Genomic DNA, 13,080 nt, shown 5'->3' with positions numbered 1-13,080 from the left:
ATAAATACTACTCTACTGCCAGCACCAACCCTTTGAGGTACGCCCCTTCGGGGTGAAATAAACTCACCGGATGGTCGGCCGGCTGGGTGAGGCGGTGCAGAATGCGCGCCGGCCGGCCGGCCTCAATGGCAGCGGCCAGTACTGCGCCTTCAAACAGCTCGGGGCTAACTACCTGCGAGCACGAGAAGGTAAAGAGCAGCCCGCCCGGCGCCAGGTGCGCGATACCGGCCGCATTCAGCCGTTTGTAGCCCATGAGGGCGGCGTGGCGGGCGCCCATGTGCTTGGCAAACGCGGGCGGGTCGAGCACCAGCAGGTCGTACTCGGCCGAATGGCTTTTAAGGAAGGTGAGCACGTCGTCGGGGTAGGCGGCGTGGCGCTCGGGTGGCTCGATAGCCCGGCGTTGCGCTCGGTGAGGGCGATGGCTTTCTTGCTCGAATCGACGGAATGCACCAGCTCGGCCCCGGCTTCGAGGGCATAGACCGAGAAGCCGCCCGTGTAGCAAAAGGTATTGAGCACCCGGCGGCCGGGCGAGTAGCGGGCCAGCAGGGCGCGGTTGTCGCGCTGGTCGATGAAGAAGCCGGTTTTCTGGCCCGTTTCCCAATCCACGGCAAACTGGTGGCCATTTTCCGACACCAGATGCTCGTGGCCGCTGCTTTCGCCGAAGAGGTAGCCATTTTTGGCATCGCCTACGGTGTGGCCGGGTACTGTTTCAGCGCTTTTGTCATATATAGCCCGCAGCTTATTGCCAAACACGACTTGCAGCGCCGCCGCAATGTCGGGCCGGGCGCGGTACATGCCTACGCTGTGCGCCTGCACCACGGCCACGTCGCCATATACATCAATTATGAGGCCGGGCAGGCCATCGCCCTCGGCGTGCACCAGCCGAAACACGTTGGTATCGGCCGTGCCGGTCAGGCCAAGGCGCTGGCGCAGCGCGTAGGCATTGGCCAGGCGCTTTGCCCAGAAGTCGGGCGTTGGCAGCTCAGCTTCGGGGCCGAAATCCAACATGCGCACGGCGATGGAGCCGCCGCCCGAATAGTGGCCGACGCCGAGCAGCTCGCCGGCCTGGGTTTCGACGCGCACGGCTTCGCCCTCTGCCGGCTCGCCCTGCACGCGGGCAATTGCGCCCGAAAATACCCAGGGGTGGCGGCGGCGCAGGGAGTGGTCTTTTCCGTTTTTGAGGACGATGGTGGCGAAAGTCGGCATAGCCGGCAAAGGTACGGCCCCGGTGAGGCGAACTTTGCCCCGTTCAGGTCACTTCACCTGCTGCCTTATGCCTGCTACTGTTTCTATTCTGAACTACGAGCCCGCGCACCAGCCTGCTTTCCGGGCGCTCAACCAGGAGTGGATTTCGCGCTATTTTACCCTCGAGGCGCCTGATAAGGCCATGCTCGACGACCCCGAAGGCTACATTCTGGCACCGGGCGGCTATATTTTTATGGCAGACTATGCGGGCGAACTGGTAGGCACCTGCGCGCTCATTAAAGAGCGCGAGGGCGTGTATGAGCTGGCCAAAATGGCGGTGTCGCCGCGAGTGCAGGGGTTGGGCATCGGGTGGGCGCTCGGCGAGGCGGCCTTGCAAAAAGCCCGGCAGTTGGGCGCGCAGCGCGTCGAGCTGCTGTCCAACTCGCAGCTGACTCCGGCCCTGACGCTCTACAAAAAGCTGGGTTTCCGGTCCGTACCCGTGCCGCCCAGCCCGTACCAGCGGGCCAACGTCAAGATGATAATCGACTTGTAAATAATGCGTTAATTCTTACTTAAACCACTTCCGGTACACTGGCCCGCGCAGACTGAACTGCGCCCACATGGTAGGCCAAATCAGCACATCGAGCCAGCGGCGGCCGGTGCTAAACGTAATATCCTCGATGATGACACTGCCCCCGCCCGGCGCGGGGCAATGAGGTGGCGGTGGCGCCACTGCCGCAGCGGCGCGGGCAGCAGCTGCCCTTCGTCCACGAAGTAGCGCGTGCCATCCGGCAAGGTGCCATTGTCGGTGATGAGCGAGGTCCAGCGCCAGCGCTTGGGGCCGGCTTGCAGCTCGATAATGACCGTGTCGCCGGTGGTGCTGCCGTCGTAGCGAATTAGATGCAGCTTCGGAAAGGGCGGGGCCAGTGTCACAAACAGCTCGCGGGTGAAGCCGGCCAGCACCTGGTCGGGCGGCTGAGCCACGGGGAAGCAGAGCAGTAAGTGCATGGATTGCAATATTTCTGGTGTGCCAGGGAGATTGGTACTGAGTAAGGTGAAAGTCACTTGAGAACTACGCGACCAACTTTTGGAATTATCTGAATCAAAAACCGCTGATTCTTCCATTCCTCAGTGTTGTATTCCGCACCGTTCTCATTATACCTACCTACGCCACCGAAGCCATTACCCGCTAAAATTAACTCAACTACGTCGTGGTACTTCTTGGAATCAAAATCAACAATGTTGTTATTTTTCCAAAAGTCGTATAATGACTTAGCTCTTTGATAACTTAGTATATAGTTCCAATTCTCATAGCTTGTGTACGCGTAAGTGTCATATTTTGGATGGTATGGGTCTTTATATAAATTAGAGGCACTTCCAACTATCGCTAGTACGTAAGAAACATCTCTAAGCTTTGGTGTGCTCTTCTTCAGGATTAGTAGCGAATCGACTATAATTCGAAGCTTCTCACCAGTAGCTGCCAAGTACTTTGCATCTTCAGGATGTTGCAACGCTTTCTCTGGAGAGGACAAATCCCATTTCCCGCCAACGAAGGCTACATCTCTAGCTAAAGTATAACGTCGGAATTTCGGCTCGTATTGGAACAATGTCTTGTCGCTCATCATAGTGCGTAAAGAATTTTCTATACGCTGGATAACATCTAATTGCTCAAGGCGAGCATTTAGCTGTTTATTAGCTTCCTTGAGGCGCTCGCTCTCATCCTGAAATAGCTTGTAGCTCAGCACAAAGAGCACGAGCATAGTCAGAAACAACGCCGTCATCAGGTCGACGTAGCTGGGCCAGAAAAAGTCTTTACTTTGTTTCATAACGCCTTAGCCGACCATGCGTTGAAGCCAGTTGCGCTGGGTGAGCTTTTCGAGCACGGCGTTGGTGCGCTCGGTTTGGCGCAGCAGCTCTTCCTGAATGCGGCGGTTCTGCTCCAGCGGCTGTTGCAGGGCCTGCAGCGCCTCGGCACTATGGCGGGCCTGGGTTTCCTGGAGCTGGTTGAGGGCCTGCTGCTGCGCCGGCAATTGCTGGAACGGCGACAGATACTCCACAATTTTCTGATACACATTGTCCTGGTTGAGCTGGCGGAAGTGCGCCGACCACTGGGCGTGCGCCGCCTGGGCTTCCTGCTCAAACTCCTCGCGGCGGCGCGCCAGCACCTGGTTCATCTGCGCGGCATCTTCGCTCAGCGCCTGCCCCACACCCTGGCTGATTTTAGCCAGCAGCGCTTGGTGCTCGCCAAAAAACTGGGCCTGCTCCCGGATGCGGGCGTCGTGCTGCGCCAGGTAGCCAGGCACCTGGTTCAGCGCTTTTTCGAGACTGCCGAGGCGGTCGAGCAGGGCCGTGATGGTGCGCGCCGTGTCGGCCCCCTGGCTCACGGCCACGTTGAGGGCCTGCTGGTAGCCTAGAAACTTCTCGAACGAAGCGGCACTCTCATCTACCCGGTCGAATACCTTGATGGTGGCATTGGCCAGCTCAGTGTAGCCGATGGTTTGCAGCTTTTCCAGGAAGTCTTTCTGGATGCTGATATTCTCGGTTATGCGGCTGATGAGCGGGGTAAACTCCGCGATTTTAGCAAAAAAATCAACCTGAATCTTGGAGAAAAAATCCTGGTTGAACGTGTCGAGCACGGCCCGCAGGCTGCTCATGCTATTCTGCATGTCGGTGTTGAGCCGGGGCAGCAGCGCCTTTTGCAGGAAGTTGTAGTACCCGTTCTTAAGCCGGTCGCGGGTGGCACGGGCCGATTTCAGCAACTGGTTGCCGGCCAGCGTCAGCAGCAGGCCGGTAAAGCTGCCGCTCATGGCGATGAGAATGCCGCCCAGAAAGTGCGTGACGTCGGCGTTGTTGAACGATGACGCACCCGTGGCGCTGGCCTCCGCGGTTGGTGCCGCGCCAAAAGGATTTACTAGGGCTATCAGCCCCAGGATGGCTCCCAGAAAGGTGCCCAGCAACCCCAGGTAAAGCGGCGTAGAAAGCTGGGCCTCAATCTCCTGGTCAAGCAGGGCAGTTTCGCGCTCCGATATATCGCGCAGGGTGTTGAAGTCGGCCGCCGCCCCTTTATTGGCTTGCAGGTAATCGTTGGTATCGGTAACGATGCGGGCAAACTCGGGGCTGGGCCGAGCCACGGTCAGCGCATCAAACGCAGTCCGGTTGGTTAGGTCATGCGCAAGCTGGAAGTCGCCAGCATTAATAAACTGAAGTACTGCGCTTTCCGGCTGTTGATTGAAGATTTCCCATTGATTAGCTGTGCTATTCCATTTGCTTACCTGCACTGTTCCGTCACCCGGCCGTTGCATTATGGCAAACTCCTGCCCAGGGTAGAAAGCCCAGGTAAAAGAGCTGTGGCCCTGCAGAATCCGCTCTTTAGGAGGCAGACTCGAAAATTCGTTTTCCGTTACCTCTACTGCCTCAACGCCCAACTGAGCCACGTCGGGGTACATGCCCTGCACCCGCTGAATAAGACTGCGATTGAGGAAGAATGTGTACCCCTGCCAGGCAATAAGGCCCAGAATGAGAACGATTTCAAGTAATTGTAATGACATAGTAAATTTCCTATATTTTGGAGCGCCTAGCTGATTAGCAGCCGCGCCCGCTCTACTACCTGCCAGCCGTTGTCGTGGCGCTCAAGCTTACCTGCTTTCACGGCCGCCACCGAAGTAATGCGGCCCCCAATAGGCGGGTCGTAGTCGAAGAATTTTTGCAGCCGGGTCAATCCATCGCCGATAAGGCGGGCCTGGTCTACCTGCGGATTGAGCGTAAAGGTGGCCTGGTCGGGGTTGCGCGGGTTCACCGTCAGCATTAGCGCGAGCTGGGGCAGGGGCATATCCACAATTTTGCGCTCTTCTACGAAGGGCGTTTCCTGTACCGGGCCGTAGCGCGTAGCGGCGGGCGCAGATGCAGTCGGCGCTTCGGCCGGCGCACCTACCAGCTCTTCGATGGAAAGCTCCTGAGGCGGCAACGGCGCGGCCGCAATGGGCGGCGGGAGCTTAAGTGAAGGTGCTTTTTTGGTTGGGGCCGCCGGCACGCCCGAAAGCTGCTTTTTAAGCTCGTCCAGCTCCTGCCGAAGGCGTTTCAGCTGCGTGCTGAGGTTCTCATTCTGCTTGTGCAGCTTGCGGTATTCCTGCGAGTTCATGATGGCAGTAGCGTCTAATTCAGCGGAGGTAGGGTGGTCATGGTGACGGCGGCGGTTCCGCGAGCTGGAGCGCAGGGCCCTAGCCAGGCCTATGCCTGCCGTCCCGCCTATTACTAGCAACAACAAGCCCGCCAGGGTAGGCGGCAGGCCGAAGTAGCGCGGCTCACCCTCCGTTACCGTATAGTCCCGGGCAGGTGGCGCTGCTGCCGGCTCCGGCCTGGGGTGCTGGTCCTCGGCTACCGTAGGTGGCGCGGCGGCCGGCACCGGGGCCGCGAGTGCGGTCGAATCAGCGGGTTGAGGATTGGTAGCCAGGGCCTTGGGCTGCGTGAGCGTAGCCAGGGTAGTTTTTAGCTCCGTCAGCTTCAGGCGGGTCAGGCGGCCTTTTTTACTTTGCTGGCGCCTGCTTATCTCAGTTAAGATTACCTGCGCTACCTGTTGCGGGGTGGCTTTGGTGCCAGTACCGATGCTTTTTATCACATCGCCGCGCAATAACCCCAGCTCCGACTTGTCGGCCGGGGTTGCCAGGCGCCAGTCCTCAAACGCCTCGACCGTAGGCCAGGCGGCTGGTTGAGGCTGGGGCGGCTTGGTATCGGCCCAGATACGGCGCGCGGTAGCGGTCCATATTTTACCCTTCAGGCTATCGTCGGGGCTCGGGGCCGAAACGGTTTGACCCATTCCCGAATGGCCAGCGCCCAGCAGCAGCGACAAATACAGGAGCCGATGGCTAATTTTCATAGGCCTGAGTTAGTTAGCCGAGCTGTGCAGTACCTGCGACAGCACGTAGAGCGCGTGTTTCAGCGGCAGGAAAAACAGTGTTTCCGGAATTGGCTCACCAGCCGGCAATGTGTTGGCATAGCGCTGGCGGCCCAGGTTAAAGGAATCGGCCAGGGCAGCGGTTAGCTCGCGGAGCACCAGGCCGGGCGGGTTTTTGATGCCCAGGTTGTGCATTGCCGCCACCAGGTCGGGGTCAGTGAGGAGCAGGGTGAGGCACTTCTCCACGTTGGCGATTACGGCATTTTTCACGTCCTCCGTTATGTCGGTAGGGTAGAGGGGCCGGTTTTCAGCTTGCTCCTCGGTACCAGTGCCCACGGGCTGCACGATGGGCGGCACCTCCGCAGTGCTTTCAGCATCGAGGCCAGTGGCGAGTACGCCGCCATTGGCAGTAGTCTGCTTGGGGTCGTCGGCCAGCACGATTTTAAAATTGGCGGGCGCGGGCGTGCCCATTACTTTCGACAAGATGAGGCTGGCCACCTGCTCCAAGGGCCGCAGGTTGGTTGGGCACAGCAGGCGCAGGTAGAGGCTGCCGCGCCCTGTAAAGCACAGGTAGCGCGGCGCAGCCAGCCCCCGCAGGGCCGTTACCTGACCCAGATGGTACACGATGGCTCCAAAGTGCAGGTAAAACAGCACGCGTAGGTGCTGAGCCAGCAGTAGCCGCTCCCCAAACTGAAACTCGCGCTCATAGTTAAAGAGCAGACTAGCAACCTCCTCCGAGCCGAAGGCCGGATTGGCTTCCACTACGGCCAGGCACTTCACGGCCAGCTCGGCGGCTTTGGTCTGGGGCAGCGGGTGAGCCTTGATGCTGTCGAGGCCGAAGCGCACGAGGCCGTTGTCTTTGGTGCCGCGCACGTCGGCCGCGCCGTCGCCCCACAGCTCATTGCCGGCAAAGCGAAACGATGTACTGAATGCCGGATGGTGCTTGCGCGGACCCGCCGGGTTGGCCGTCTGGTCAGAATAAAACAGCACGTCAGAAGTGCCGCCGCCGATATCGATAAACGCCGCATTCTCGCCGGGGCCGGGCGTGACTAGCCCGCGCCGGGTCAGGAAAAAATACGGGGCTGACGACTCGGGCAAGTACGTGGTGCCGCGACTGGTGTGAAAAATCTCTTTAAACAGCGTATCCCACTCGCGCTGGTACAGGTCGCGACTGAACGCCGAAAAGCTGAGCGGCGCGAACCACACCACCTGCGTAGCTGATACGTTGCCGCCATGCAAGGCTGCTTTGTACTTGAACAAAAGCAGCATCTCGCGGAAAAACATCCGCACCCGGTGGCGGGCAGCCTCACTGGTATCGCCCCACTTCAGGTTGGTATGGTACGAGTCGTTGGTTTCCTCTTCCGTATTAATGCCAAAGCCCACGTTGACGTTGGCCAGCAGCCGCGGCGTCTCGATAGAGAAGCCCGGCGCTTCGCTGGTGGCCGTACGGATAGGAAACTGGTAGGGCGACCCGCCCGCTCCCACGAATGAGGGCACAAACTCGCGCTGCTGGTAGCGCTGCCAGCGCCGCAGCTGAATACCGTGGGCCGGGTCTTCCTCAATGCCCCGGTGCAGCTGCTCGTAAGCCTGATAATCGGTTTCCTCCGAAGACTTTTTCAACAAGGCCACGGCCGAATCTTCGGGCCCGAAATTGAACGGCTGCGGTGGCTGGCTGGGGCCGTCGTGGTAGGCCACGTGCGTATTGGTAGTGCCAAAGTCGATGGCAAAGCGGAACTCTTTGGTACCCTGGCGCACCTCGCGCCACCTTGGTACCACGAGCGCCTGCCCGGCCGCCGGCGCGGGGCTGCTCACCACCACATAGTCGAAGGGCGTGCCTTTAATTTCGTAGTAGGTGCTGCCCTCGTCGGTGCTGGTTTTGGGCGTGCGGCGGTAGGCGGTGGCACTCTGCTCGGTGCCGCTGGCCGACAGCAGCCGGCCCTGCACCCCAAATTGCAGCTCTACCGGCTTGTGGACCAGGCTGGGGTCAATGTTGTTGGCATCGACCAGCATTACTTTGTAAAAGTCGTTGAGCTGGGGCGCATCCGCGATTTTTACGAAAGGGAAAACCGATAGCCCGACGTTGGTTACCAGCAAACGGCCCAGCCCTTCGGTGCGCGGGTTGGGGTAGTAGGCACGCTCATAGTCCACGGTGAAGCCGCCCGCTACCGGAATGCGTAGGCGCACCCGCACGCAGGCCGGGTCCAGCTCCAGCGTGAGCTGGGTAGCCAGCTCAGCCGGTGTGAAGTAATCGAAGTAAAGGGGCTTCACCGGCAGCAGCGGCCAGCACGTGGGTTTGTAGCCGGGCGCGGTTTTGAGCTGGCCGGTCACGAAGCGGCTGCTATCGACCTCGTAGGGCACAGTGAGCAGCGTTTCTTCCAGCAGGTCGTTGAGCGTGAGATAGGGGTAGGCCAGCTCGGGGCCGGGCAGGGTACGGTCGGCCAGGGCGCGGGCGTCGGCGGCGGGCACCTTGGTGCCACTATCGCCCAGCAGCGAGTTGTTGTAATAAAATTTGCCCGGCACCTGCAGGCCAGGGCGCAGCACCAGCGGCAGCGGGTTGGGCAGCGGCCAGCCGGGCACCGGCACGCGGTTGGGCCGGATGGTGAAGTCGGAGTTACGCACGACACCCTCATCGGGGCGCACGCGCACGGCCACGCCGGCCACGGCTACCGGGTTGCCAGCCTGGTCGGTGAGCAGCGGGTAGTCGGCCAGCTGGGCGTTGCCATCCAGTCCCCACTTATTCAGAATGTTGGCATCAAGCGCATTGCGCACTGCCGGGGCCAGCCGGGCCAGCGCCGGGTCGGCCACAAACTGCTGGTAGATGAAGTCCTGAAATGCCTGCTCGCGCTGGCCCAACGCTACGTAGCGGCCATCGAAGTAGTAGCCCCCGCCTTCGGGCCGCTGCACGGGCAGGACGCGCACCGCCGGCGCCGGAAAAAAAAGCGTGAGTGGCGAAGTGCCGCCCAGCAGCTGAGGCGCTTCCTGGGCAGTAGCGCCAGGGAAGTATAACAGGTTCAATTCCGTAAGATTGGCAAAGCGCTTGCCATTGAGGTACAGTGCCAGCGCCTGCGCGAGCGGCTTGGTTTGTGGGTTGGCTTCCAGGCGGGCCAGCTCGGTGGCCTTATTCCAGGTGCGCACGCTCAGGCGCTGACCCGACTGCCGCCGCTGAAAGTAGTTGAATACCAGCTCCCACAAGTCCCAGAACTGGCCTACCAGCCGGTGATGCACCGTGTCGGTGGCCCCGCCGTTGCTGCCCACATAGGCCAGCGCCGTTTCTACCAGGTGCAGGCGGGCAAAGGGCGACGGAATTGCCACCGCCACGCGCTCGGCCCGGCCGCCCTCGGGGTCGAGAATGCCGCTGGGACCATCAATCTCATTTTTGCCGATTTTGCCGGTGCGGCCCCAGCCTTCGTGAGTGCTGGAACCCGTGCGGTGCAGGCGAAGTATCTTGGCCATAAGGTTTATAAGCGAGTAGCTGGCGGTATTTAGCCGGCAGCTTTCTTCTGATTTTTAGTAAGCTAAATTGCCTTGCGCGCGGCCCTACGAGTATTGCAGCTTGGTGTCGACAACCTTTTCGGTAGCCTTGTTGAAGGCTTCCACCAGCCAGCGCAGCGCACGGGGCGCATCGGGGTTGTCAAGATTGGTTTTCCCCACAGCGTCATTCAGCTCGGCGCGAATTACATCGTCGGTCAGCCCTTTATTGAAGAAGCTGGTAGCGATGGGCTTATCCGCTACCATCTTATTAAAGTCGGTTTCGTCGGGGTGCAGGGCGCCGAAGCGGCGCTCGCTCACGCCCAGCTCGCGCAGCCAGCTTTCGTACTCCGTAAAGAAGTCGGTAAGGTCTGCCAGCGGGCCGGTGCTGGCGGGCAGATGCTGGCCCAGCTTACCGCCTTTATAAAGCGGCGCGTTTTTCTCTTCGAGCAAATGCTGTCGGAAATACCGGGCGAAGTAGTGAAACTGAATCATGGGCCGAGCTACCTCGCGGCGCAAAGCGGGTGGCAGCTGCCCGAAGTCAACCGTTGGCTCGTCGCTCTTCAAGCCAAATTCGTGGTAAGCCGGACTGCCGCGGTCGAGCTGACTGGCAGGCTGCCCCAGAAAGTGGGGAATCGAGAGTGCCCCAGCAGCTCAATCAAGTGTGCCTGGTTGCGCTGCTCGGCGCGGCCGGGGTTGTTGGGCAGCGGCTGGCCGGCCTGGTCGCCGAGGTAGTACATGGCTTCCAGGCCTTCCAGGTGCTCGGCGTAGTAGCTCAGCGCCGTCTTGGTTTTGGTAATGAAGGTATTGGAGTCGATAAAATCCTGGCCGTTCTTCTTCTCCTCGGCCGAAGGCTGCTGGAGCTTAAAGTAAGGTAGCAGCACCAGTGCTCCGGCGGGCACTGCGGCCCGCACCGAAGGCTGCGGCAGGTCTACCCCAGGGTCGCGCAGGTTCTTGACCAGCAGCGGAAAGCCTGCCGCGCCCGTGCCGCCAAAAATGCTGCTGATAAAAAATACCCGGTCGTCGGTGTTCAGGCTTTGGGCCAAGTAGCGCATTTCCTTGGCTTGCACCAAAGAATTCAGCACTACGCTACCCACGTTGGGCGAGCCCCGAAAGCCGAGGTCGAGGCTGGCATTGAGGCTATCGGGGGTGAAGAGCAGGTCCAGCAAACCCCGCGTCTCGACCGAAGCCTCGTTGTAGTGCATGAAGTCCTTGAACGACTGATTGATGCCGCCAAAGTCGTACACAAACGAGTCGCGCAGGCCTTCCACGCCCGAGGTGTTAAGCTGAGCCAGGGTGGTGAGCGGCTGCCCAAAAAAGCCTTCGCCTTTAACATGCTGCCCGTCCTGGTGTAGCGCGTTGTGGATGCGGGCGTAGCGCTTAAGCAGGTCGACGGTGCGGGTTACGTCGCCGTTCTGGGTGTCGGGGTCTACCAGCACGGGCACTACCTGGTCGCAATCGGGCAGGCGCATGCCAGCAGCCAGCAGCATGGTGAGAGAGCGTAGCACCCGCGCGCCGGTGCCGCCCACGGCAAAGATGAAAAGACGAGCCAAAGCTTTCTAATGTGGAAATGTGATAGATGAGATGAATGTGCAGAATGTAAAAACGTATGGAATGTGATAAGCTTACTTAAAAAGCGTGTGCCATTTGCACATCTCCCACACTTAATACATCCTGCACATCAGCTAAAATGGCGTGCGGCGGGCGTGATTAGACCCCCACTTCAAAATCAGCGAGAAGAGGACAAACCACAGCGGCGCCACCAACGTGTTGGTAATGATGAAATAGCGCATGTACGGGTCGCGTACTGCTTCTGCGCCTATGCTTACGCGGTAGGCCAGCAGGGCACCCAGGCCGGCCACCAGCAGCAGCACCAGCAGCCAATGCGTAGGCCGATATAAACCCTGATGAGTAAGGGTTGGCACGGCATAATTGAATATATAGTAAAAAGCCACTACCAGTGCCAGCGCAGTGAGCAGGGTATAGAAGCCAGCAGTGTTAAAAATCTCGGCCTTGTAAAGCCCGTACATCGGCGATTTGCGGTCGTAGAATAGCTCGATACCATTGGTATAGAGGCTGTTAAAGAATTGCTGCATGGAAAAGAAAGTTATTGCTGAGCAAGTGTGAAAGAGGCGGTGAAAACGGCTGGTAAAGTCTGTGGGAAAGCTTCGCGTACGCCGTTCATAATCTCACTGAGGCGGTAGGTGTGTGGCACCGGTCCGGGCTGGTTATCGTTTTCGGTGCTGCGCTGGGCTACCCAGGCCGGGATACCCGGCGCGGACAGCGCTAGCCGGAGCTGGCCGCCCGCCTTAGGGAAGGCGCTGAGATGCAGGCGCAACGTGTGGGTATAAGCTTGCAGCTGGGGAACACCGGCGGTTGTTTTAATGGAGTTGGGCAGCAGCGTTACGCTGCCATCGGGCACCTGGGCCTGCAAGTTGTGCGCCAAAAAAGCTGGCTCGCGCCAGGCGGCCGGCAACTGACGCAGGTCGAGGGCCACGGTAAAGTCTACGCCCTGCTTAACGGAGGAAACGTCCAGATTCGTACTTACCCCGGCCCCGCTGTATGAAATGGACCCGCCACCGCCCGGTGCGAGTGGGCTGGTGGCCGGCACCTGCGTGAGCACCGCCGCATAAGGCACACTAGGGAAGGCCAGGCCAAAATAAGCCTGCTGGGTAGCGGCCGAAGGCGCGGGCAACACCTCGTTGAGGTAGCGGGCCACGGCCACGGCCGGCCCGATTATCCAGATGTAGTAAGGCATACTCTCGCCCTTTAGCACTACTTGCTTGTGCGGCGTTTTCACAGCCGGGAAGAAATTGCCATAAAACCGGGAGGTTTCGCCGAGCACGGCTACGGCCAATTGCTTTTTGGTGACAGTGGCCAGCGCGTCGGTGATATTTACATTCATCAACGCGCTGGTTGCCTGATTTTTGGGGCCGTATATAAAGTCCGACGTAATAACGTTTACCTTGTCAGCGGCTCCGGGCAATGCCAGGATATTTTCGAGCATTGTGGGCAGCTCCGTTCCCAGTGCCGCCTCATGCGTATCGCCCTGCACAATCTCCCGAAAATGTCCGTAGGTGCTTTTTTGTGGGGCTTTATTCAGCGAGAGCCAAAACTGCGCATCCGCCACGGCCGGGCTGCTATTGGTGCGCGAAGCCAACTGGCCAATGCGCTGCTGAAAAGCGGTCGGCTCGGTGGCCGTAGTGTTTTGCGGCATAAAGCCCCGCATACCGCCCGACAGCTCCAAAAAAACGTTGGCCTGCAAGGGCAATGCCTTGGTATCAGCTGCCACTCTGGGCTTTGCTGTCGCCGTTGTTGGAGCGGTAGTAGATTGGGGAGAGTCGTCCTTGACTTCCCCGCAGCTGCTGAGCAGGGCGCTACCAAGAGTAAAAGTCAGAAAAGCCGCCGAAAGGTGGTTGCGCATACGCCAGATGGAAAGGCCGGCAACTACTGTCGCCGTTACAGACGCAAGTAACGGCTTTTAGCGGAATGAGGATATACCCGCCTGGCAGCGCGCGGCCTAAAGCAGCCTATTT

The 13,080-nt window shown here is 59.6% G+C and carries 10 protein-coding genes and 1 pseudogene; 1 reads left to right on the top strand and 10 read right to left on the bottom strand.

Going from position 1 to position 13,080, the window contains the following annotated elements; all coding sequences use genetic code 11:
- Window positions 1–7: 7 nt before the first annotated feature.
- Window positions 8–1,206, bottom strand: a pseudogene (locus tag GKZ67_RS16370) (class I SAM-dependent rRNA methyltransferase).
- 67 nt (window positions 1,207–1,273) lie between these two features.
- On the opposite strand from GKZ67_RS16370, the gene GKZ67_RS16365 reads away from it, so the two are divergent.
- Window positions 1,274–1,738 (top strand): GNAT family N-acetyltransferase, encoded by a 465-nt coding sequence (locus tag GKZ67_RS16365; protein WP_173244391.1) that lies wholly within the window; start codon window positions 1,274–1,276, stop codon window positions 1,736–1,738.
- An 80-nt stretch (window positions 1,739–1,818) separates the two neighbouring features.
- Here the strand turns inward: GKZ67_RS16365 and GKZ67_RS16360 are convergent, their stop codons facing one another.
- The 9 genes from GKZ67_RS16360 to GKZ67_RS16320 all read right to left on the bottom strand — a co-directional run bounded on the left by GKZ67_RS16360 (window position 1,819) and on the right by GKZ67_RS16320 (window position 12,968).
- The gene (locus tag GKZ67_RS16360; RefSeq protein WP_173244388.1) at window positions 1,819–2,193 is read right to left on the bottom strand and encodes a hypothetical protein; all 375 of its coding nucleotides are present in this window, start codon (window positions 2,191–2,193) and stop codon (window positions 1,819–1,821) included.
- Between the two features lie 53 nt (window positions 2,194–2,246).
- Window positions 2,247–2,945, bottom strand: a complete 699-nt coding sequence (locus GKZ67_RS16355; protein WP_173244385.1) for a hypothetical protein — start codon at window positions 2,943–2,945, stop codon at window positions 2,247–2,249.
- A 72-nt stretch (window positions 2,946–3,017) separates the two neighbouring features.
- Entirely contained in the window at window positions 3,018–4,733 is a 1,716-nt protein-coding gene (locus tag GKZ67_RS16350; protein WP_173244382.1) for a hypothetical protein, read from the bottom strand.
- Window positions 4,734–4,759: 26 nt separating this feature from the next.
- Window positions 4,760–6,058: a hypothetical protein gene (locus GKZ67_RS16345; protein ID WP_173244380.1), complete on the bottom strand. Its 1,299-nt coding sequence runs from the start codon at window positions 6,056–6,058 to the stop codon at window positions 4,760–4,762.
- Window positions 6,059–6,067: 9 nt separating this feature from the next.
- Window positions 6,068–9,529 carry a hypothetical protein gene (locus GKZ67_RS16340; RefSeq protein ID WP_173244378.1) on the bottom strand — a complete coding sequence of 1,154 codons (3,462 nt, stop codon included), beginning with the start codon at window positions 9,527–9,529 and terminating at the stop codon, window positions 6,068–6,070.
- An 84-nt stretch (window positions 9,530–9,613) separates the two neighbouring features.
- The gene (locus GKZ67_RS16335; RefSeq protein WP_173244375.1) at window positions 9,614–10,111 is read right to left on the bottom strand and encodes a hypothetical protein; all 498 of its coding nucleotides are present in this window, start codon (window positions 10,109–10,111) and stop codon (window positions 9,614–9,616) included.
- Window positions 10,108–11,097, bottom strand: a complete 990-nt coding sequence (locus GKZ67_RS16330; protein WP_173244372.1) for a hypothetical protein — start codon at window positions 11,095–11,097, stop codon at window positions 10,108–10,110. The genes GKZ67_RS16335 and GKZ67_RS16330 overlap by 4 nt, the downstream gene beginning before the upstream one ends.
- Before the next feature lie 132 nt (window positions 11,098–11,229).
- On the bottom strand, window positions 11,230–11,640 hold the full coding sequence (locus tag GKZ67_RS16325; protein WP_173244369.1) for a hypothetical protein: 411 nt from the start codon (window positions 11,638–11,640) through the stop codon (window positions 11,230–11,232).
- An 11-nt stretch (window positions 11,641–11,651) separates the two neighbouring features.
- Window positions 11,652–12,968 carry a hypothetical protein gene (locus tag GKZ67_RS16320; RefSeq protein ID WP_173244366.1) on the bottom strand — a complete coding sequence of 439 codons (1,317 nt, stop codon included), beginning with the start codon at window positions 12,966–12,968 and terminating at the stop codon, window positions 11,652–11,654.
- Window positions 12,969–13,080: the final 112 nt, after the last annotated feature.

Source organism: Hymenobacter sp. BRD67, from assembly GCF_013256425.1.
GTDB lineage: Bacteria > Bacteroidota > Bacteroidia > Cytophagales > Hymenobacteraceae > Hymenobacter.
The sequence above is the reverse complement of the archived record's forward strand: the minus strand, read 5'-3'. Positions and strand labels throughout refer to the sequence as shown.